Genomic DNA, 22,773 nt, shown 5'->3' on the forward strand with positions numbered 1-22,773 from the left:
CCTGAATTCATTGTATGGCTGGGGGTTTTTTTCTTGTCCATAGCTAGAAGCTCTTTAGAACCCCTCGCATAGCAAGGGGTTTTCAAAAGATACAACAAAAACGCATCCTCACAAACAGGATGCGTTACTTGTTTAAAGGGTCATCATATAGTAGACACCGACTGCCAAAAATGCGATGCAGACAACGATTAGTACTTTTGCTAATTTTTCCATGTCATGACACTCCTATGCAATACTTGCCCCAATCACAAACGATAGACCTACTGAAATGGTGAAGGAAATAAAGCCAACTGAGCGATTATCATTCGCAATTTCTTGATCTACATTAAAACGTGGAGTCATAAATTCAAATAAAAAATATGCCACAATCAGCAATGTAAAGCCAAAAAGACCCCAGCCAATCATTTCACTCAAAGTGCTGTGTCGAGCAATGGAGTAACGGAAAATATTGCAAATCCCTAAAATTTTCCCTCCAGTTGCGAGTGCTACAGCAACATTGCCGTTTTTTATTTCTTCCCAATTTTTATATTTCGTAACGACTTCGAACAATGCCATCGAGACGACTAAACATAACACAACAACACTAAAGTATCCTGCCGTTTCGATAATCGGATATCGCCAAAAGCTAGAATTCAGCATTTTCTCCGTCCCCTTTACTGCTTATTTCAATTCCACAACCGTGACACCAAAGCCTCCCTCACCGGCTTCACCAAAACGGAAGGATTTTACACGCTTATGCTTTTTCAAATAGTTTTGAATTCCCTGGCGCAATGCACCTGTACCAACACCATGAATAATCGATACACGCCCATAATTGGCTAGTAAGGCATCATCAATATACTTTTCAGTACGTAAAATCGCGTCCTCGAAACGCTCACCACGTAAATCCAATTCTAATTTCACATGGCTATTGCGGTTTTTAACACCTGCAATACGTTGCACGGGCTCTTTCTCTGGCTTGATATATTCAAGGTCACTATCCGAAATTTTCATTTTCAAAATGCCCATTTGCACAATCCATTCGGAATCGGACACTTTTTCCAGTAAAGTACCCCGTTGACCATAGCTTAACACCTTTACCTCGTCTCCGACAACTAGGTTTTGAGCGCGAGCCTTAACTTGAGCTGCTTTCTTTAGCACTTTATTATTATCGAGAGGTGTCGCTTCTTCCAAGCGCTTACGAGCTTCTATAAGCTCATGCTCCTTCACGACCTGGTCCGCATTTTTACGCATTTCACGTAGCTCAGCTATGATCGATTCTGCTTCTCTTTTCGCCTCATCGACTATTTTTCGAGCTTTTTCCTTCGCTTTTTTATCAAGTGCCTCTTTACGCTCTTCATAAGCTTGTAGTTTTTCCTGTAGCTCTTTACGTAAGGCTTCAGATTCTATCAGTAATTCATGAGATCGCTCTGCATCATCCTCGGATTGGCGACGTGTCTCCTCAAGTGAAGCAATCATTGACTCAACCTCATGTCGATCTGTACCTGTAAAGTCTTTCGCTCTATCTATAATGGATTCTGGTAGGCCAAGGCGACTTGAAATTTCAAATGCATTGGAGCGACCAGGAACACCAATAAGCAAACGGTATGTTGGACTCAAAGTTTCAATATCAAACTCCACACTTGCATTGGCAACACCAGGACGATTATAACCATAAGCTTTTAGTTCTGGGTAGTGAGTCGTTGCCATCACACGAGCTCCTCTTCCATGTACTTCATCTAAAATAGAAATAGCAAGAGCTGCACCCTCCTGAGGATCTGTTCCAGCTCCTAGTTCATCGAAGAGAACTAGTGACTCATGATCAAACTTTTGTAAAATGTCTACAATATTAACCATATGAGAGGAGAATGTTGATAGTGATTGCTCAATGGATTGTTCATCACCAATATCTGCAAATAGCTGCTTGAAGACCGCTAATTCTGAGCCATCAAGAGCAGGTACTGGTAAACCAGCCTGTGCCATCAATGTACATAATCCAACAGTTTTTAATGTTACTGTTTTACCGCCAGTGTTTGGTCCTGTAATAACAATTGCCGTAATGTCTTTACCGAATTCAATATCATTCGCAACTGCAGTGTCAATCGGTAAAAGTGGATGACGTGCACGTACTAAGCGAATATAGCCATCGTTATTCATTTTTGGCATTGTACATTTATTTGCTTGACCATATTTCCCCTTTGCTAAAATAACGTCTATTTCACCAAGTACTTTTACTAAGTTAAATAAATCAGGGGCTACTTCCTCTACCATAGCACTTAAAGCAAGTAAAATGCGTTCAATTTCAGCTTGCTCCTTCATTTTGAGTCGATGAATTTCATTATTTGCCTGCACAACCGAATCTGGCTCGATGAATAATGTTTGACCCGAAGATGATTGATCATGAACAATCCCACCATAATGATGACGATACTCCTGTTTAACGGGAATAACAAAGCGATCATTACGGATAGTTACGAGTGCATCTGACAGCATTTTTGCGGCATTACTCCCACGAATAAGGCTCTCAAGCTTCGAGCGTACCTTAGCCTCCTCAGCTCGTAAGGACTGGCGTATGGAACGCAAAGTTTGGCTTGCTGAATCTAGCACTGAACCGTTGTCATCAATGCAATTGTTAATTTCATGTTGCAAGCCAGTTAAAACAGGCATTGCTTCCTTTTTAGTAATGAAATGAGGAATCTCAATCACTGTTTCTGATTCAATATCCTCAATGAAATTGCGAAGAATTCTGCTAGCTCGAATCGTACTTGAAACTTCCATCAATTCCATCGCTGAAAGCATACCACCGATTTGTGCACGTCTTGCAGCTGGGCGTACATCAAAAATTCCACCCATTGGTACATTGCCTTTTACACGTAAAATGGAAAGTCCATCATCCATTTCCTCTAATAATTGTACAACTTTTTCATAGTCTGTCTGTGGTACAAGCTCATCAATAGCTGTTTTGCCAATTGATGAAGTACAATATGCAGCCACTTGCTGACGTACTTTATCATATTCTAGTGTTTTCAATGCGCGTTCTGCGATCACTGAGAACACCTCCTCAACCTATTTATTTCGTCGAATAAACGCCTCAAATTGTTCCCGCGTCCATGTATTCACAATCATATCCTTTTTCAGCCATGCTCTATTTGCATAACGTACTCCAATATCCATAAAACGCAAATGCGCAATATCATGGGCATCTGTATTAATGGCTACAGGCACATCGGCTGCCATAGCCATTTCTAAATGCTCCACACATAAATCAAGACGATATGGATTGGCATTTAACTCTAAAATTTTACCATATTCCTTCGCCCAAGCAATTAATTGCTCCATATCAGGATTATAACCCTGACGATCCTCAATAATGCGACCTGTAGGATGCGCAATCATATGCACATACGGATTTTGCATCGCCGTTAGTAAGCGTGTCATTATTTTCTCCTGAGACTGTGTAAAGCTAGAGTGGATGGATGCAATCACAAAATCTAACTCTTTTAATACTTCATCGTCAAAATCAAGTGACCCGTCTGGCAAAATATCCATTTCTGTCCCTGCATATAAATGAAAATTCGAATGTGCTTTATTAAATGCATCTATTTCAGCACGCTGCTTTACTAAACGCTCAGGCGTTAAACCATTTGCTACTTTTAAAAATTGCGAATGATCTGTAATAACGCTATATAGATAGCCTCGTGCGATTAAAGCTTCGCCCATTTCTGCCACAGAATAGGCTCCATCTGACCAAGTCGTATGCATATGCAAATCTGCCTTGATATCCTCTAGTTTTACTAAGGTTTGAATATCACCGGTTTTGTCAAACTCTGTTGTACCTGTACGTAGGCTTGGAGGGATAAAAGGTAAATCAAAATGGGCAAAAAATGCTGCTTCATCTGTAAAGGTCAATACGGTGCCATCTGCCTGCTCAACGCCATATTCACTTATCTTCTCACCTCGTGCTTTAGCAATTTGACGCATACGAACATTATGATCCTTTGAGCCTGTAAAATGATGTAGGGCAGTTGCATATTCCGCATCCTTTACTAATCGGAAATCCACACTTACTGGCTCGTCTAAATCTAAAATGACAGAGATTTTCGTATCACCAGCTGCTACCACTTCTTGTATGGAGAGCTCATGCAGCAGTTGTTCACGAACAGCCTCAACTGCTTCAGTCACAACGATAAAATCAATATCTTTACTTGTTTCTGTAGCTCGACGGAAGCTTCCAGCAACTGAAAAACGTTCTACTTCCTTCATACTACCTAGAAGTGCCTCTATTTGTAAAACAACTGACTCCAGCTGCCAAATTGGTAAACGCTCTGAACGATTAGCTAAATTGGCAAGCTCCTTCAATATTTTTTCTTCAGTTTTTGCCGCAAAGCCTGCCAACTCACGAACTTTACATGCCTCACATGCCGCCTTTAGACTTTCTGCCGAATCAATTCCTAGCTCCTGATGAAGCTTGGCTATTTTTTTACCACCTAATCCAGGTAATTTTAATAATGGTAATAAGCCCTTAGGAACAATTTCTTCTAATTCTTTTAATAGACTGGACTGTCCAGTTGCCAATAAATCCTCAATAACAGCAGCAGTTCCTTTACCAATTCCTTTTAGCTTCGTTACATCCTCCATCTCACTTAATGAACGTTCATCCCCTTCAAGGGCCGCAGCCGCTTTTCGAAAGGCTGACACTTTAAATGGATTTTCCCCCTGTAATTCCATATATAATGCGATTTTTTCAAGTGTGCGAATAATTGTTTTTTTGTTCAACAGAAGTTCCTCCTATCGTAAAAACACTTCTCTCACAGCCGAGAGAAGTGCAAAGTTTACTATTGCATATAAATATACCACCAGTTTTGGAACATCTTCGTAATAATCGGTGTATGCTCCAAAATAAGACCACTTAACAGTGACTTCGACATTAACCCTTGAATAAAATCAACTGGCAATAAGGCAAGAATGTATAGCAAAATAAACATAATTAAATAGTTTTCAATCATGCCAAACAATGCTCCAAGCCAGCGATTTAAAGTGTTTAACACTGGTAAATACGCTATAAAATCAAAAATCGACGCAATAATTTGCAATGAAATTTTCACAGCGAAGAAAATAACAGCGAAGGCAATGACACGGTAAAATGTGCTGTCTAAATCCAGACTATCTATGACTACGCCAAGACTACCTGAATCCGTTACACCTGGATACGGAATCCAAAACACAAATTTTTGTGCTAATGGCTTATAATAAATATACGCAACAATGAGGGCAACTATAAAGCTGACGATATGCATCATCTGAACGATGAAACCTCGTTTTGCACCAGTAATAATTCCAGCTAATAGCACCGCCAATATGATTAAATCTAGCATTCACTTCAACCCTTTAATTTTTTCAATTCTTCTTCTAGTCGCTCCATCTGCTCTTTTAATAGTAAATAATCGTGAACAGTATTTACTGCTGTTAGAACGGCAAGTTTTGTGCTATCAAGTGAGGGGTTATGTAAATTCATTTCGCGCATACGGTCATCAACAATTGAAGCGACAAGTCGCATATGTCCAATGGATTCAGAGCCAACCATTTTATAAGTGTGACCATATATTTCCACGGAAATTTTATTCTTCTCTTGATTTTCCATAGTCGCACCCTCCTTTTTTAAATCTTTATGTTCACGATTTTTTTATTTGTGAACAGCATCACACAAAAAAGCTATTTATTATCATACCATGAAAGATATAAAATTGTGAACAATGAGGACAGAAAGGGACGATTAAATGTCAAATATTGTGCTATCAATATCAACAAATATACAAAAAGAAGTGATGGACTTCTATGCAAGCCATTATGTAGAACGAAATGCACCTGGTGTTATCTTTGCTGCAAAGCTTCCAGATACGGCAATCACCATGTATAAATCAGGTAAATTAATGTTTCAAGGGGGAGGAGCTGAACGGGAAGCTGCTCGTTGGGGCAGTAGTATACCTACTCCGCCAAAAGCTTCAGCCATTGGTACAAAGGGAGATGTTTTGCCAAATGGATTTGCTACAATGTCAGTACTTGGCTCAGATGAAACTGGCACTGGCGATTTTTTCGGACCGATTACAGTAGCAGCTGTTTATGTCCCCTCAACAAAAATTGAGCTGGTAAACGAGCTTGGAGTAAAAGATTCAAAAATGCTAACAGATGACTATATGCGTAAAATAGCACCAGATTTACGTGCAGCCTGTGTCCATAGTGTACTGGTACTGCGGAATGAGAAATACAATATTTTACAGGAGAAGGGCTATTCACAGGGAAAAATGAAGGCAATGATGCACAATAAAGCACTTAAAAACACTCTACTAAAAATGGCGCCAGAAAAACCACAGCATATTTTAATCGATCAATTTGCTGAACGAGGCGTTTATTACAATTACTTAAAGAATGAGCGAGAAATTGTTCGAGAGGATGTGCTTTTTTCAACAAAAGCAGAGCAATTGCATGTTTCAGTCGCAACGGCCTCCATATTAGCTCGTGCGGCTTTCTTAAAAGAAATGGATCAACTAAGTAAGCTTGCTGGATTGGAATTATTAAAGGGAGCTTCTGCGAAAGTAGATGCTTTAGCAGCACGTATTTGGCGAGGTCAAGGTGAAGATTTTTTACGTTCCATTACGAAATGGCATTTTGCAAATACCGAAAAAGCAAGAAAAATGATTTAAAGGAAGTAGTTTGAGCGACTCGATTTCACAACTAATCGGGTCGTTCAAATTATTGAGTGCTTTGTTTGAGCAGACAGAGAATTATTTATGACACATTATTGATACATTTGATATTTCCTTGCTTAGTCGAACCTATTTTACTTTAGCAACTCGTTTATAAAATTAGCGGGGAATCATTTTTTCGATAACTTCCATCCTTTTTCCAGTGGAGCAACCTCTTTTTCGATCACCTTACGAAAACTTTCGAACAGAGCAATTACTTTTTTGATCACTTTTCACACTTTTTGGAGCGAAGCAATCACTTTTTTGATCATCTTGCAACTCTTTTGAGCGAAGCAATCACTTTTTGATCATCTTTCACTCACTTATCACCCTTCAACTCCTTTCAAGTACAATAACCACTCTCTACAAATTACCTCTCCCAAATTAAAAAAGACTGCCCCGTAAGACAGTCTTCCTAAATAATATTAACGTACTTCTGTACCTTCAATTGTTGCAATTGCTTTTAGTACCTTATTATGAGCTGCAACAACTTCTTCATCTGTTAAAGTACGCTCTGGATCAAGGTAAGTGAGTGAGAACGCAACAGATTTTTTACCTGGCTCCATTTTTTCACCCTCGTAAACATCAAATACACGGATGTCTTTCAATAATTTTACGCCAGCTGAGCGAATAACTGTGATAACTTCCCCAGCAGTTGTAGCGCGATTCATGATTAGAGCGATATCACGAGACATTGCTGGGAAACGAGGCACTGATGTGTAGGCAAGTGGTTCCTCTTGTGCAGTGGCATTTAATAATGCTACTAAATTCATTTCCATGACATATGTGTCTTTAACACCCCACGCTTTTTGCTCTGCAGGATGTAAACCGCCAATAATGCCGACTTGCTCACCATCTAAAAGAATGCTAGCCGTACGTCCTGGATGTAAACCATCGACTTGTGCTTGCACAAATGAAACGCGCCCCCCTAAACCAAGCTTACCGATAACGCCCTCAACAATGCCTTTTAAGACAAAGAAGTCAACTGCTTTCTTCTCACTCTGCCAAGCATGATCTAACCATTTTCCTGTTAAAACTGCTGCTACATGCTCTTCCTCATATGGCTGCCCTTCTTCTAATTGACCAAGGAACACAGAACCAACCTCATAAAGTGCAACACTCTCAGCTTGTCGGGCTACATTATAAGCAGCTGCTTCAATTAGATGAGGAATCAGGCTCTGACGTAATGTTGAACGTTCTTCACTCATAGGCATTAGCAAGCGAGTAACTGGCTCAGCCTTTAATGCGAAACGCTGTGACAATGCCTCAGATGTTAATGAATAGGTTACAGCCTGATAAAGCCCTGCTCCCTCCATAAAATTACGAACTACACGACGATTTGCTTGATATGGTGTTAAACTACCTACTTGAGTAGCACCCTCTGGTAATGTCATTGGAATTTCATCATAACCAAATAAACGAGCAATTTCCTCAACGATATCCTCTTCAATTTTAATATCCTGACGACGAGTTGGTGCATCAATTATTAACAGGCCGTTCGCTGCCTCTACCCCGAATTTCAGACGTTCTAAAATAGAAAGCATATCTTCTAATGAAATTTTCATTCCTAAACGTTCATTAATAAAGTCTGGCGATACAACAACACGAGCTGGTGTTTTATCCAGTTCATCGACATGACATGTTCCTTCTAGCACTTCTCCACCAGCAAGTTCAGCTAATAATGCTGCTGCACGTTCTGCTGCTGGTAAAACGCGATTAGGGTCAACGCCCTTTTCGAAACGTGCAGAGGCATCTGAGCGCAAGCCTAGACGACGTGAAGTTTGGCGTACAGTTAAGCCATCGAAATAAGCAGATTCAATAACAACTGTTGTAGTAGACTCTGTTACTTCAGAATTTGCGCCTCCCATAACACCTGCGATAGCTACTGGCTCTTTACCATTAGTAATCACTAAATCAGTCGCTTTTAATGTACGCTCTTGGTCATCTAAAGTTGTAATTTGTTCACCCTCTGTCGCTTTACGTACAACGATTTCACCTGTTGCAAGGCTATTATAATCAAAGGCATGAAGCGGTTGACCGTATTCCATTAAGATATAGTTCGTTACATCGACAACATTATTGTGAGGACGTACACCCGCAGCCATTAAACGATTTTGTAGCCACATTGGTGATTCTGCGATTTTTACATTTTTCACAACTTTAGCTACGTACATTGGGTTTGCTTGTAAATCTTCTACTCGAAGCTTTAATTTGTCTTCTGCTTTTTCAGTAGATGTGTTGTAGGCGATTTCTGGATACTTCACTTCTTCCGAAAGAATTGCACCAACTTCGTATGCCACACCCAGCATTGATAGTGCATCTGAACGATTTGGTGTTAAACCGAGCTCTAGTACTGTGTCTCGTAAACCTAAAATAGCAAGGGCATCTGAACCAACTTCAGCATCAGCAGGAAGTACATAAATTCCTTCAGAATATGCTTTAGGAACAAGCTTCCCTTCGATGCCTAGCTCTTGTAATGAACAAATCATACCATTTGATTCATGTCCACGTAGTTTCGCTTTTTTAATTTTAATGCCGCCTGGTAAATGTGCACCTGGACGAGCCACAATAACCTTTTGTCCCGCATCAACGTTTGGCGCACCACAAATAATTTGCTGTGGCTCAGCTTCACCAACATCCACTTGGCAAATATTTAATTTATCCGCTTCAGGGTGTTTTTCTTTGGATACGACATAGCCCACTACAACTTTATCCATTCCGTTAGCGCGATCAATTATCGCATCTACCTCAATTCCAGAGCGCGTAATTTTTTCCGCTAACTGCTCAGGCACTAAATCCTGTGTATTTACATAATCTTTTAACCATTCTAATGAAACTAACATTTTTTAATCCCCCTTACGCCTCTGTTCGCTCGAATTGTGATAAGAAACGTGTGTCACTTGTATAGAAATGACGAATATCGTCGACACCGTATTTCAACATTGCGATACGTTCTGCACCGATACCGAATGCAAAGCCTGAAACTTTTTTCGGATCATAGCCAGACATTTCAAGTACTCTTGGATGTACCATACCTGCTCCTAAAATTTCAATCCAGCCTGTGCCTTTACAAATGTTACAGCCTGAACCACCACATTTGAAGCAAGAAATATCCATTTCAACAGACGGCTCTGTGAATGGGAAAAAGCTCGGGCGTAATCGAATTTCACGATCAGCACCAAACATTTTCTTCGCTAGAGAATCTAAAGTACCTTTAAGATCACTCATACGAATATTTTCGCCAATAACTAGCCCTTCAATTTGCATAAATTGGTGAGAGTGTGTAGCATCATCGTTGTCACGACGAAATACTTTCCCTGGGCAAATAATGCGAATCGATTCACCTTTTTTTGCCTCCATAGTGCGGGCTTGCACAGGTGATGTCTGTGTACGTAATAATATTTCCTCGGAAATATAGAATGAATCCTGCATGTCACGAGCAGGGTGTCCTTTTGGTAAGTTTAGTGCTTCAAAGTTATAGTAATCCTTCTCCACTTCAGGACCTTCTGCAATTTCATAGCCCATTCCGATAAATAAATCTTCAATTTCTTCAATAACACGTGTCAAAGGATGGCGATTTCCTACTTTAATTTCTCGACCTGGTAAAGTGACATCAATCGACTCACTTGCTAATTTTTCAGCAATAGCTGCTTCCTCTAGCACAGTTGCCTTTTCTTCTAAAACTGCTGTTACCTTTTCACGAACTGTATTTACTAAGGCACCCATTTTAGGGCGTTCCTCTGCTGATAATTTCCCCATCCCTTTTAATAAATCTGTGATAGGTCCTTTTTTTCCTAGATAGGCTACACGCACATCATTTAATTCTTTTAAATTTGCTGCTGCTTCAATTTTAGCAAGTGCTTCTTGCTCTAACTGCTTTAATTGCTCTTCCATGTGTAAATCCTCCTTGTTCAAATCAATTTCGCCTTGGCGTCATTGCAGCTATCACTATAGGTAAACAATGCGTCTAGATTTTGATTGTTCCCAAGCTTGTAACTGATGTTTCACTTCCACTACAAAATAAATGTCAGCTTTTTGATGGCATAAAAAAACTCGCCCCTAAAAAAGGGACGAGGACATATTCGCGGTACCACCCTAGTTATTGCAGGGCAAACGCCAAGCAATCACTTCATTGACATAACGACTAGATTAAAGCCGGCATACCTTTACAGCATTTTGCTGGTCCCGGTAGCTGCTCGCAGGATGAATTCAAAATTGCATTGGTTCGGCGCTGGCTCTCAATCTCTGGCCCTCGCTCCCTGTCGTCCATTCACAATCTTTACTACTTCCTGGTCAAAGCATTTTCATATTCAAGTTTACAATTTAAAAGTGATTATACAATACTATACTAATGCAAATCAAGGGGCATCTCCCCATTATTGCGGATATTAATGATTCGAAAGTAGTCATAACCCTTTTTATGACAATGCATCCGTCGATTTAAGGAATCTAACCCTCACTTCTGTTGTTCTATCCATCTGTTCGATAGTTCTATCAGCTACTTTGACACTTCTATCCGTTTATTTAACAAAACCATATAATACAATTCCTGTTGCCACCGCTACATTTAATGATTCTGCCTGTCCAAAAATAGGAATCATAATATTTTGATCGGTCATAGCAAGCAATTGCGGATGGATACCACTGCCTTCATTGCCCATAATGATGGCAAAAGCACCAGTATGCTGAATATCGCTATAGACAACCGCATCTTCATCTAAAGCCGTTCCAAATACAGGTACACCATTTTCCTGAAGATGCTCTATCCAGTCCTCCAAATCGCCACGAAGCACTGGAATATGAAAATGTGAGCCCTGTGCAGAACGAAGTGTTTTAGGATTATATATATCCGCACTGCCTTTGCCTAGTATAACTGCATCCAAGCCCGCAGCATCAGCCGTACGAATCATTGTTCCGATATTTCCAGGATCTTGTACAGCATCAATCAATAATACCTTTCGCCACGAAGCCATTACATCTTCCACTATTAAAGGTTGCTTACAAACTGCAAATACACCCTGAGAGGTCTCCGTTTCAGCAAATTCCTTCGCAACAGTTACAGTCACTTCAATGATGGCAATATCGTCAATCGGCCAAAGCATTGGTAAATCTACACCTTCACGCACGATGAGTTGCATTACCTGCTCCTTATTTTTTAATGCTTCCTCTACTAAATGGAATCCTTCTACGATAAATTCTCCAGATCGTTCACGCTCTTTACGTGTCGTCGCTAGCTTCTTCCAGTATTTCACTAATGCATTTTGCGTAGATTCAATTCTTTTCATCGTACCTCGTACCGCCTTTTTCCTATTTACTGATTATTATTATACAGTAGAAAATAACAATTTACATAGTCGTGGAAAAACTGTTTAAGTGAAGATAGCTTTTATTTTTTAGTAACAAAAGTATAAAGCTACATGTTATAATCTACAGTATTTCATATACTGACTATAAAAAACTTTAGGATGAATAAAATGAAAAAACATATACACGTAGTGGGCGCAATTATTGAAAATGACAAGGATGAAATTTTTTGTGCATTACGAAATCCTCAAATGGTACTCGCTAACTATTGGGAATTTCCTGGTGGTAAAATAGAAGCAGGGGAATCATCAAAACAGGCATTAGCTCGTGAAATATTAGAGGAATTTAATTGTTCTATAGAGGTGAACGACAAAGTAGAGGATACCACTTATGAATATCGGGAATTCACTGTGCGATTAGAGACATATAAAGCTACTATAATTAGCGGAGAACCACTTGCTTTAGAACATACTGAAATCAGATGGGTAGCTCGACACCAGCTTTTAGAATTAAATTTTGCTCCAGCAGACGTCCCATCAATAAAAAAATTGCTGGCAGAATAACAACAAAAAGATGGCAATTAAGTAATTTTCTTAATCGCCATCTTTTTTCATTGTTTAAAAAAATCCCCATTTGTTAAATCCATACTATGTGTTACGCGATTTCGACCATTTTCCTTAGAAGCATATAAAGCCTTGTCAGCTCTTTGTAAAATGGTAGTCTCATTATCCGTTTTGTGAACAGTGGCTATACCGACGCTCACTGTGATTCGCCCAGTTTGCCACTCTGCTTGCTCTACAGCTTGCCGCAATTGTTCTGCAATAGCTTTTGCCTCGTCTTGATTAGTTTCAGGTAAAATAACAACAAATTCCTCCCCACCATAACGTGCAACAATATCTAATGAACGTGCTTGATCTTTTAATAGCTGTGCTAATTGTGCAAGGACCTCATCTCCTACTTGATGGCCAAATGTATCATTTACCTTTTTGAAGTGATCGATGTCTAAAATAAAAAGTGAGAAAGGAGAAGCTGATTTTTCATAGTTGGACAGCTGTTCATCTAATTTATCCTGAAAAAATCTCCTATTTTTCAAACCAGTTAGTTTATCTGTTACAGATAATTCTACTAATGTTGCATTCATAGAAAGTAACTCAGCCTGTTTTTGTTCGATTTCCAGATGAATTTGCTCTAATTTTGCTAAAGCCTGATCCTTCTCCAAATAGGCAGCTTCCATTTGTTTTTTTGTTGAACGTAGTTCGAGTTCATAATCAATTCGCTTTTTCATCTTTACTAGAATGCAATCTATATACTCCAATTTGTTTTCTGTAAATAACTTAGCATTCAATAGAAATGGAACGGACATTCCATCACGATGCTTCAAGCTGATAAATAGCTCCTCAATATGTTCGTTTAAATTAATGTTCGGATAAAAATAAGAATGAAATATCAATTTATTTGGAGTAGACATAAGAATTTCTATATGTTTATTTATCAAATCCTCCTGCTCATAGCCCAGCCATTGAAGGAAGGTTTGATTTATATCTGTGATTATCCCTTCATGGGTGATAGAAAGAAAACCACAAGGCGCATAATTCAATCGTTTTTCCATTTTAAATTTCCTTTCACAAAAATTCTGTAATACAGCGAATCGTTTCTTCAGGATGACTAATATGCGGGTAATGCCCCTTCGCCTTCATCAACAAAAATGTGCTATTTTTCAGGTGACTATGTAAATATTCCCCCACCTCAATGGGTACAATGCTATCATCAGAGCATTGCATAATAAGTGTAGGTATAATCGTTTTTGCTAGGTCATCACGATAATCTGATAAGAAGGTCACTTCTGCAAACTCTCTAGCAATCTCAGGATTTGCAGCCATAAATGTTTGCTCTAATTCCTGCGATAATTTAGGAACCTCAGGATTGTTCATAGCAATTGGTGCCATATAGCTTGCCCAGCCGACAAAATTCATTTCCATCATATCCAATAACTCTGTAATGTCACTTTGTTCAAAACCGCCACGATAATCATCATCATTTAAATAACACGGTGATGGTCCAATCATTATTAGCTTTTTGAAATATGTAGGTTGTTCGATGGATGCCAACATGCCTATCATCGAGCTAATCGAATGTCCAACGAATAGAATATCTCTCAATTTTAATGCTTCGATAATGTCTAAAATATCTTGGACATACCCCTGTAAAGAATTATATTTTTCAGAGTTGTAGGAATGTAAATCCGAATTACCAGAACCAACATAATCAAACAATATTACTTGATAATTTTCTTCAAATGCAGGCGTAATATACCTCCACATATCTTGATCGCAGCCAAAGCCATGTGCAAAAATAATAGGCTGGTTCCCCTTCCCAATTATTTTTACATTATTACGAACCATTACATTAATCATCGCATTTACTCCCTTTAGAAAAATATGTAATATCTTCATTTTGACGTGCAGGACAATAATTATCAAGATAATTATTCATAGAAAAGAGCAGCATGCATAGCTAATTTTCAGCATCCTGCCCTTTTTATCTTTATTCAGCAAATGTTTCTTGTATCGAAAGCATAGCGGCAGATGTTTTATGCGCGTAAGCGTAGCGGCAGCAGCAGATACAGAATATTTTCATCTCTATAGGTGGCGAGATGAATGCGGTTTTTTCCTACTCAGTGGACGTACAAACGCCCGCTGAAATAGAGGAACTCAGACTAAGAACGCCACGTCCTGTGGCAATTTATCTGTGCGAAAGCGAAGCGACAGCAACACATGACTGAGTGACCAACATCACGTTGGCCCAAAGCCCCTGGCGGATGTCACGGATTTTGAAGAGGAATTTTTCGAGGCGAGCTCGAAAAAAAACCGGACGCACTGTTTATCTGTAGCGAAAGCAAAGCGGCAGCTACAATTATGCTGGGGCGTAATTGATTCACTACCTAAAGCCATTTTCGATTAGGCGGGATACTTTGAGGAAAATGAAACACATTCAAAGGATCGTATTTCGTCTTTATCTCTCTTAATCTACGTATATTACGACCATAATAGGTAGTCAACCAATCTTTAATATAGCGATCAGGGAAATTGACATAATCCCCAGTAGTGTATGGAGACAAAGCCTGTCTGACATTTTCTACCCACCTTATGTTTTTCTCTTCTTCTTTAGATTTTTTCCAAGAAGTATTGTACTCCTGTGCCATTAAAGCATTTCTATAATAATAGGCAGTACGATTGGGTGCAACTTGACCTACAGCACCTCCTAAAGATTGCTGCCATATAGTTGTATTTCTATTTGGTGGTTTAGCTAAGAATTCTTTCATTTGTGCAATGGCGGCATGTGGAAATGGTCTTTCAATAAAAGAACCAGATCTTTTACGAAAGGCTGGCTGGTTACCACTTGGTATATCAAAAAATTCTACAGCCTTTAAATATGGGATCTCCTTTATCCATATATTAATGGGTGTTCCTGTTTTCCTTAAAGGACGTAGTAATTTCTTTAACTCCGAAGCAGAACCGACAAACTCTCCTTGCGCAACAATTTCACCTATTTCCTTTGATTTAAGCTCAATCTGGGACGTCAAGCGTTCATCTGTATATGGTGCCCATTTTTGCCATGTGTCAAAGGCACGTTCAAAATCCTCCCAACCCCATGTAATGGAAAAAATAGCAACATCACTAATTGGATGTAGTTTAAAGGTAAGTGCAGTTACGATACCAAAATTGCCACCACCACCTCCACAGCAAGCCCACAATAAATCACTGTTTTTCTGCCTGTTTGCTTGAATTATTGTTGCTCCTTCATGATCACTTGCACCCACCATCTCAATGTCAATCAAATTGTCACAAGTTAACCCAAATGGACGAGATAGCATCCCAATACCTCCTCCAAGTGTTAAGCCCACGACACCCACACTGCTTTCTGTTCCGGCCGGGATTGTCACACCCTGTTCCCCTAATATACGATACACGCTTCCAAGATTTGCTCCTGCTTCAATTTTAACTGTCATCTCCTGAAGATTGAGATGAATGCCATTCATGTCACTAATATCAATAACAAGACCTTTATTTAATAATGAATAATTTTCATAGCTATGCCTGCCACTTCTTATTCGAAATGGTTCATTATTTTCCCTTGCCCAGCTTAATGCATTTATTACGTCTTTTGTATTTTGACAAAACACAATGATGCTCGGATATTTGGAATTATTTAAGTTATTATTAGTTCTTGCCTGATCATATCCCGGATCATCGGGGGTAACGATTCTTCCAGTGAGCTTTACTTTCTTCAAAAGACAGCCCCTTTCTCAAATAATCAATGCATATGCTTTATCCTATGCAAATCACTTGGAAAGAATATGAACTATAAAATATTTTATAAGGTAATTGGGTTATGAAGAGACTCAAGTAGCTTCATTGAATCCACAGAAAAGAGCTAAGGCTTTTTCAGAAAAATACTCATTCTCTTCCTTTATACATATGATGCAATATGAAAACTACTTTGGAGGTGTCCAATGATTATACATGTGGTAAGTGCAGGTGAAACACTGTGGCAAATAGCAAACCACTATTCCGTACCTATTCAGGAGATTATTCAATTAAATGGATTATCTAATCCAGACCAATTAGTAATCGGACAATCACTCGTTATTCCCTCTCCCTATACAACTCATACAGTCAAAAAAGGAGAAACTTTATGGTCGATTGCACAACAATATAACGTATCGATTCAATCTATTGTCTCTGTCAATCATTTAACCAATCCTGATTTATTAACGCCTGGCACTCAGTTAGTAATTCCACCTATTATTCATATCGTACAACCTGGAGAGACATTATCCCAAATAGCTCATCAATATGGTACGACTGTTCAAGCCATTACTGTTGAAAATGGCATTTCAAATCCAAATCTGATTTATGTAGGTACACACTTAATAATCCCAAGAGCAAAGCCTTTAATTGAGGTAAACGCCTATACGTATGAAAAACCAGAAGAAGCTGTTCAATCTATAAACGCCATCGGTCATCTTCTTACTTATTTCAGTCCTTTTGCTTATATGATAAAGGAGGATGGAACTTTAGAGCCGCTCAATGATCAAGAAATGATCGCAGCTGCCAATGCAAAAAACATTACACCTATGCTAACACTTACAAACTTTTCTTCTACTCAAGCTGGCTCCAACCTATCACATGTTATTTTATCCAGCGTAGCATTAAGTGAAAAGGTTATTACGAATACTCTGCAAGTAATGCAGGAGAAGGGCTATAAAGTTTTAAATATTGATTTTGAAAACGTTCTTCCTGCAGATCGAGAAAATTATACTGCCTTTCTTCAACTAGCTGTTGACCGTCTTCATCCTAAAGGTTATTTAGTATCTACCGCACTTGCACCAAAAACAAGTGCAACACAGGCAGGTACATTGTATGAGGCACATGATTATGAAGCACATGGAAAAATTGCAGATTTTGTAGTATTGATGACTTATGAATGGGGTTATCGACTTGGCCCGCCACAAGCAATATCTCCCATTAATGAAATGAGGAAAGTTGTGGAATATGCATTATCTGTTATGCCTGCTGAAAAAATACTTTTAGGCTTTGAGCTTTATGCTCGTGATTGGCTTTTACCACATGTGAAAGGGCAGGAAGCAGAAACCTTCAGTCCTCAAGAGGCTGTGAATCGGGCAATAAAATATGGCGCAACCATTCAATATGACCGAGGTGCACAATCACCGTATTTTCGCTATGTTGATGAACATGGGAAACAACATGAAGTTTGGTTTGAAGATGCTCGAAGTGCACAAGCTAAATTTGATATGGTGCGACAATATAATCTCAGAGGGATTAGCTATTGGGCATTAGGTTTTCCTTTCCCACAAAATTGGGTGCTATTAAATAATGATTTTTCCATAAAAAAGCTCTCACTATAAAGACTTTCTTTTAGAACTCTAAATGAGTAAAAATGATTACTTATATTTCCATTCTTCTAGAAGGAGCTTGTAGCGGCGGCGCGAAACTCCAGCAGGAACAACACAAGACGTAAGATGCAACAAACCGCACGGAGCGAGGGTTGCGGCTTACGCTGTGCCTGCAGAAAGCGAGTGCCAGAGCGGAAAGCTCCTATCACATTAATAGAATGGAAGAAATTGTTTTGAACATTGTAAGTTAGAATCTGTTTTCTTTAAGGTTACCTATTTTCCCAAAATAATTCGTAGCTGTTTAACATTTTTACGTTCCCTAAATTTCCCCTTGATAAAAATTCGATGCAAAAGCCATATTAAGAAATATCAAAACGAAAGGAGAAACTAACATGGGAAGAGACAATAAACAAGGGAAAAGCGCCAATAAAGGAGCTTTGCCTCAAACGCCAAAAAACCAAAAAATAGCGCCCAATAAAGTGAGTGAAGAGTTTTCTAAAGAATTTATGGAAATTATTCATTCGGTTACTAAAGAGGGTAAGTCAAAAAAATAAGGGGGACTTCAAGTGGATCTTAAACGTGCACAAGAAATAGTCGCCTCTCCATTAGAATATGAAGTCAGTTATAATGGCGTATCTATCTGGATTGATAAGCTTCATGACGATGGGAAAACAGCAACTGTCCATTTACGGCGTTCTTTAGAGGAGCGATCTGAGGTGGATATAGGAGAATTATTGGAAGAGTACCTTATGCATTAATAAATTAAACCCCAGCATAATTGTAGCTGCCGCTTTGCTTTCGCTACAGATAAACAATGCGTTCGGATTTTTTCGAGCTCATTCAAAAAGCTCCTTCTCAAAATCCGTGACATTTTGCGGGGGCTTTGGGCCAACGTGATGTTGGTCACTCAGTCATGTGTTGCTGTCGCTTCGCTTTCGCACAGATAAATTGCCACAGGACGTGGCGTTCTTAGTCTGAGTTCCTCTATTTCAGTGGGTGTTCAAACACCCGCTGAATAGAAAAAAAAATCCGCTATGAATGTGCATTACAATAACACTTTAGCGGATTTTTACCAATAAAATTTTAAAAATACCAAAATAGGAATAACACTAAAATCCACGAAATAACTGTTGAGACTAGCATCAGATTTTTACTATCACTGGCAAATCTCCATAAAAATAATCCTACAGTTACTGTAATTATTATCATTAGAACCCCTATGAAAACAAAAGGAATATTCGGAAAAGAAATACTCATTGTAGATAAAATCAAAGCTTTTAAAGATACGTACAAAAAAGTTGTACTAAATATTATATACCCTAGTGCTAATATAATGTTCTTCATATTCTTTACCTCAAATAATGTAATCTTCTACATATGTAAATTGTGTTAAAATATCAAAGGCATGTCTGTGTAAATCTTTAAAGTTATTAGAGATTTGTTCAGCTGAAATCGGTTTACTGAATAAGTAACCCTGAATATAATCACAATCTCCTTCAATAAGGAAAGCAAGCTGCTCAGCTTCCTCAATTCCCTCTGCAACAACCTTCAGTCGCAAATGCTTCGCCATCGATAAAATCATGGACACAAGTGCTTCATCATTTGGATTATGTTGAATATTTCGAACAAATGCTCGGTCAATCTTTAAGCAATCAATAGGAAAATCCTTTAAATAGGAAAGTGAAGAATAGCCAGTTCCAAAATCATCCACAGCAATTTGAATACCCAACGCCTTTAATTCATACAGTAGCTGTGTCATTTGATCAATATTCATCGTCATACTTTCCGTGATTTCTAATTGTAAATACTTTGGTTCTAAACGTGTACGCTGCAAAATTTCCTGTACCATCTGCACTAAATCCTGCTGGAACAATTGTCCAAGTGAAAGATTAACTGCTACCTTCATAGGCGGTAATCCTTGCTCCTCCCAAGCCTTAGCTTGAGCACAAGCTGTTTCTAAAATCCATTTTCCCAATGGAATGATAAGTCCTGATTCCTCAGCAATTGATATAAACTGATCTGGAGCCATAAATCCACGTGTTGGATGACGCCAGCGTACAAGTGCTTCCACAGATTCGATTTTTCCTGTTTTTAAATTTACCTGCGGCTGAAAATCCAAATAAAATTCCTGATTAACCAGTGCCTTATGTAACTCTTGTTCAATAAGAATACGATCAGTAACTCCGTTTGACATATAAGGTTTATAAAACAGACATCTTTGAGGTAGATGACTAGCCTCTCTCATTGCTAATTGTGCATGCATTAAAAGTTCTTCACCTGTACAATCTTCTTCATGCAGGGCAATGCCTATATTAAGATTACCATTAAGTGAAAATAGCTGTACTTGTAAGGGCTTTTTCATTACATTTCTTAAATTTAAACAGAATTGTAATAGCTCTTCTCTTGTTTTAACATGATTAATATAAATAATAAACTGACCTTCATTAAGCTTTGTTGCAAAATAATGAGGAGGTAATATCGCTTGTATCCTTTCAGCAACAAGTTTCATCATCTTATTGGAATAGCTGATCCCTATTGATGCACGAATTGCTGCTAATCGATCAATTTCGATGGCAATAATTGCCTTTTGATAGTTATTTGCATGCAAACTTTCCTTTAAGGTTTTCAATAATAAATGCTCATTTGGAAGCTGTGTAATATCATCATGATAGGCTTGAAAATGAAGCTCTTGCTGTGAATGCTCCAAATCCTGTTTGATTTTCAAAAGCTGCTGGTAAGGTTTTTCTACAGTTGTATAATAAATGGCCTTTAAGAAAAAATAGAATGCAAAAAATTGATAAATCAGTGCTGAAAATCCCCAAATAGATTGCCAATCCTTACTGATGACAAAGAAAATATCACTAAAAATTAAATAGATGGCAGCACTAATAAGCCACATTACACGCTTTGGTATCTTTTTAAAATATTTACTTAGAATAACTATTGTGACAATCTGAAAAACAGCAGACATTAAATGAACAAAATCATTTATTTTATTCAACTGATTTTCAAACAATAATTGCCTTGAAGATAAATACACTAGAAAAAGGCTGAATAATACCAACAATACGGAACTTCCATATGTATAATAACGATAACTCATCGCTATATTTTGTTTTGGCTTTACAATAATAAATAAAAAGCCAATTGCCAAGCATAAACGCATTATGATATGTATACTCATTACCGCATACTGTGAATGAACGGAATAGTTTTGATGAATAACTAAACCTGCTAATTCCAATAATGCAGTGATAAAAAACAAATTACCTATGTATAATGTTTGATTTGATGGTAGATGTGAAAAAACAAGCCAAGATTGAATGGCAATTGCCATAGTAAAAACAATAATGAGTATTTTTATAACTAAATTCAAATAAAGATAACTATCTTCCTTAAAAATACCATAGACCTGATTACTAAAACCTAATAGGGGTATTACTAGCAATAACGGCAAAACTATATACCAAAACTCCTTCTTTTCAATTTCTAAATGCTTAAACCAATTTTCCAATCCAAACCCTCCATACTAAATATATATCAATAAATTATATAGGTAAATTTATCTACCTATTTAAAAAATCAATTTAAAAATTGTATATTTTTTTGACTTCTTACAAATCATAGCATTTTTATTGGAAGTTGTATGCAAGTATTGAAAGTATGCTAATATTCATTTTATTTAGATATTAGCATACTTTTGCTATTTTATCCCTTTATTTTACTATAGTGGACCTCAGATTACGTAGTTTTGTCATGATTCTAGTGCGTCTTTTTTTAACAGTTGATACTGATAAATGTAATGCTTGTGCGATCTCCGCATAATTATAACCGTCTATATAAAAAAGCAATAATATAGCTCTTTCTTCCTCCTTTAATTCAGCCAATAAAGTTTCTAAATACGCAGGGCTTCTTTGATTTATTTCAAAACCTCGAACATAATTTATTGTTTCATCATCCATAGGTACATGAAGCTCTTCGAATGTCACTTCTTTTTTCAGCTCCTTCAACAGCTCTCCCTTAACCGTTGTATAAATATAAGCCGAAAATATTCCTTTCAATGGATCTGCTTTACACCAAGCCTCCCATACCGCTATCGAAGCAATGTGGCGGTAATATTCATAATCTTTATAGATATGGAGCTTTAAAAAGATTGACGTTATCATTGGCTGGACTTTTTCCAATACCTCTTCAAATGGCTGTTCAGATGATAGCTTATTACAATGTGGCATCCTATTTTCCTAACGACTATGCACAGTCCTTTATTCCTAGGTGCCTCTATCTTACTTATTATATTATGCAGGAGGCGAATACCTCTTTTATTGATATGATTAGAAATTTTGTATAAATCTCTACCGATATTTGTTGAGAATTCTTATAGAATAATAAAAAATCGTATGTTTTATCTGTCATTCTATACATATTTCTTCAAAGGCTGGACAAATTATCACTAAGGAGGCGAAATAGATGAATTTTCAAATAAGAGATGCGATTACGACAAACGTACATGGTCAAACAGCGGCTGAATTTAAAGATATTGTTGAAGATGCGATCAGTCGTGGTGAAGAGCATTTACTACCAGGGCTTGGTGTATTTTTTGAAAAGTGGTGGCAGCAATCTAGTACAGCTGAGCAGGACGCATTTGTACAAAAGCTAGAAAAAGCATTTGCTCACTGATTTCTGTAAACCGTTCAGATAGTGCGGTTTAGGTGACCAAACACTTACTGTAATACAGGGGTTAGACATCTATATTTTTTGGAGACTTGCCCATAGTCCCCTGCAAAGAATTCAAAATCCTGACGCATTGGTTATCTATCTGTACGACAGTAG

Annotated in this window: 19 protein-coding genes; 6 read left to right on the forward strand and 13 right to left on the reverse strand. The window is 38.0% G+C overall.

What is annotated here, in order from left to right; genetic code table 11:
• Nucleotides 1–225: 225 nt before the first annotated feature.
• Genes ACQKIM_RS22130 through zapA form a run of 5 tightly spaced genes read right to left on the reverse strand, consistent with a single transcriptional unit; the run spans nucleotide 226 to nucleotide 5,620 of the window.
• Entirely contained in the window at nucleotides 226–639 is a 414-nt protein-coding gene (locus ACQKIM_RS22130; protein WP_010860124.1) for a DUF350 domain-containing protein, read from the reverse strand.
• Nucleotides 640–660: 21 nt separating this feature from the next.
• Nucleotides 661–3,027, reverse strand: a complete 2,367-nt coding sequence (locus ACQKIM_RS22135; protein WP_427548171.1) for an endonuclease MutS2 — start codon at nucleotides 3,025–3,027, stop codon at nucleotides 661–663.
• Between the two features lie 18 nt (nucleotides 3,028–3,045).
• Nucleotides 3,046–4,755 carry a DNA polymerase/3'-5' exonuclease PolX gene (gene polX, locus ACQKIM_RS22140; protein WP_427548173.1) on the reverse strand — a complete coding sequence of 570 codons (1,710 nt, stop codon included), beginning with the start codon at nucleotides 4,753–4,755 and terminating at the stop codon, nucleotides 3,046–3,048.
• 59 nt (nucleotides 4,756–4,814) lie between these two features.
• Nucleotides 4,815–5,354 (reverse strand): CvpA family protein, encoded by a 540-nt coding sequence (locus tag ACQKIM_RS22145; protein WP_427548175.1) that lies wholly within the window; start codon nucleotides 5,352–5,354, stop codon nucleotides 4,815–4,817.
• Between the two features lie 5 nt (nucleotides 5,355–5,359).
• Entirely contained in the window at nucleotides 5,360–5,620 is a 261-nt protein-coding gene (gene zapA, locus ACQKIM_RS22150; RefSeq protein WP_286924560.1) for a cell division protein ZapA, read from the reverse strand.
• A 136-nt stretch (nucleotides 5,621–5,756) separates the two neighbouring features.
• Here zapA and rnhC point away from each other — a divergent pair, with 136 nt between their 5' ends.
• Nucleotides 5,757–6,680 carry a ribonuclease HIII gene (gene rnhC / locus ACQKIM_RS22155; RefSeq protein ID WP_427548178.1) on the forward strand — a complete coding sequence of 308 codons (924 nt, stop codon included), beginning with the start codon at nucleotides 5,757–5,759 and terminating at the stop codon, nucleotides 6,678–6,680.
• Between the two features lie 467 nt (nucleotides 6,681–7,147).
• Here rnhC and pheT read toward each other — a convergent pair whose 3' ends face one another.
• The 3 genes from pheT to ACQKIM_RS22170 all read right to left on the reverse strand — a co-directional run bounded on the left by pheT (nucleotide 7,148) and on the right by ACQKIM_RS22170 (nucleotide 12,007).
• Nucleotides 7,148–9,565 carry a phenylalanine--tRNA ligase subunit beta gene (gene pheT, locus ACQKIM_RS22160; RefSeq protein ID WP_427548179.1) on the reverse strand — a complete coding sequence of 806 codons (2,418 nt, stop codon included), beginning with the start codon at nucleotides 9,563–9,565 and terminating at the stop codon, nucleotides 7,148–7,150.
• Between the two features lie 13 nt (nucleotides 9,566–9,578).
• Nucleotides 9,579–10,616: a phenylalanine--tRNA ligase subunit alpha gene (gene pheS, locus ACQKIM_RS22165; RefSeq protein WP_427548181.1), complete on the reverse strand. Its 1,038-nt coding sequence runs from the start codon at nucleotides 10,614–10,616 to the stop codon at nucleotides 9,579–9,581.
• Between the two features lie 626 nt (nucleotides 10,617–11,242).
• Nucleotides 11,243–12,007, reverse strand: coding sequence for a TrmH family RNA methyltransferase (locus ACQKIM_RS22170; protein WP_427548183.1), 765 nt, complete (start codon nucleotides 12,005–12,007; stop codon nucleotides 11,243–11,245).
• 189 nt (nucleotides 12,008–12,196) lie between these two features.
• Here ACQKIM_RS22170 and ACQKIM_RS22175 point away from each other — a divergent pair, with 189 nt between their 5' ends.
• Entirely contained in the window at nucleotides 12,197–12,589 is a 393-nt protein-coding gene (locus ACQKIM_RS22175; RefSeq protein ID WP_427548185.1) for a (deoxy)nucleoside triphosphate pyrophosphohydrolase, read from the forward strand.
• 47 nt (nucleotides 12,590–12,636) lie between these two features.
• Here ACQKIM_RS22175 and ACQKIM_RS22180 read toward each other — a convergent pair whose 3' ends face one another.
• The 3 genes from ACQKIM_RS22180 to ACQKIM_RS22190 form a co-directional block, all read right to left on the reverse strand.
• Nucleotides 12,637–13,635: a sensor domain-containing diguanylate cyclase gene (locus ACQKIM_RS22180; protein WP_427548187.1), complete on the reverse strand. Its 999-nt coding sequence runs from the start codon at nucleotides 13,633–13,635 to the stop codon at nucleotides 12,637–12,639.
• Nucleotides 13,636–13,648: 13 nt separating this feature from the next.
• The gene (locus ACQKIM_RS22185) at nucleotides 13,649–14,440 is read right to left on the reverse strand and encodes an alpha/beta fold hydrolase (protein ID WP_427548189.1); all 792 of its coding nucleotides are present in this window, start codon (nucleotides 14,438–14,440) and stop codon (nucleotides 13,649–13,651) included.
• Nucleotides 14,441–14,967: 527 nt separating this feature from the next.
• Nucleotides 14,968–16,317 carry an FAD-binding oxidoreductase gene (locus ACQKIM_RS22190; RefSeq protein ID WP_427548191.1) on the reverse strand — a complete coding sequence of 450 codons (1,350 nt, stop codon included), beginning with the start codon at nucleotides 16,315–16,317 and terminating at the stop codon, nucleotides 14,968–14,970.
• 222 nt (nucleotides 16,318–16,539) lie between these two features.
• Here ACQKIM_RS22190 and ACQKIM_RS22195 point away from each other — a divergent pair, with 222 nt between their 5' ends.
• From ACQKIM_RS22195 to ACQKIM_RS22205, 3 genes are all read left to right on the forward strand, one after another.
• Nucleotides 16,540–17,955: a LysM peptidoglycan-binding domain-containing protein gene (locus ACQKIM_RS22195; protein WP_427548193.1), complete on the forward strand. Its 1,416-nt coding sequence runs from the start codon at nucleotides 16,540–16,542 to the stop codon at nucleotides 17,953–17,955.
• 380 nt (nucleotides 17,956–18,335) lie between these two features.
• Nucleotides 18,336–18,497: a YfhD family protein gene (locus ACQKIM_RS22200; protein ID WP_427548195.1), complete on the forward strand. Its 162-nt coding sequence runs from the start codon at nucleotides 18,336–18,338 to the stop codon at nucleotides 18,495–18,497.
• A 12-nt stretch (nucleotides 18,498–18,509) separates the two neighbouring features.
• Nucleotides 18,510–18,701, forward strand: coding sequence for a small, acid-soluble spore protein, H family (locus ACQKIM_RS22205; RefSeq protein WP_427548197.1), 192 nt, complete (start codon nucleotides 18,510–18,512; stop codon nucleotides 18,699–18,701).
• Nucleotides 18,702–19,297: 596 nt separating this feature from the next.
• On the opposite strand, the gene ACQKIM_RS22210 is transcribed toward ACQKIM_RS22205, so the two are convergent.
• Both ACQKIM_RS22210 and ACQKIM_RS22215 read right to left on the reverse strand, forming a co-directional pair.
• Nucleotides 19,298–21,406 carry a bifunctional diguanylate cyclase/phosphodiesterase gene (locus ACQKIM_RS22210; RefSeq protein WP_427548226.1) on the reverse strand — a complete coding sequence of 703 codons (2,109 nt, stop codon included), beginning with the start codon at nucleotides 21,404–21,406 and terminating at the stop codon, nucleotides 19,298–19,300.
• 253 nt (nucleotides 21,407–21,659) lie between these two features.
• Complete coding sequence (locus ACQKIM_RS22215; RefSeq protein ID WP_427548199.1) at nucleotides 21,660–22,175, reverse strand: RNA polymerase sigma factor; 516 nt, start codon at nucleotides 22,173–22,175, stop codon at nucleotides 21,660–21,662.
• 235 nt (nucleotides 22,176–22,410) lie between these two features.
• Between ACQKIM_RS22215 and sspI the strand changes: the two genes are divergently transcribed.
• The gene (sspI, locus tag ACQKIM_RS22220; RefSeq protein ID WP_427548201.1) at nucleotides 22,411–22,620 is read left to right on the forward strand and encodes a small acid-soluble spore protein SspI; all 210 of its coding nucleotides are present in this window, start codon (nucleotides 22,411–22,413) and stop codon (nucleotides 22,618–22,620) included.
• Nucleotides 22,621–22,773 lie beyond the last annotated feature (153 nt).

Source organism: Lysinibacillus sp. NPDC047702, assembly GCF_050272555.1.
In the GTDB taxonomy this organism is placed as follows: Bacteria; Bacillota; Bacilli; order Bacillales_A; family Planococcaceae; genus Lysinibacillus.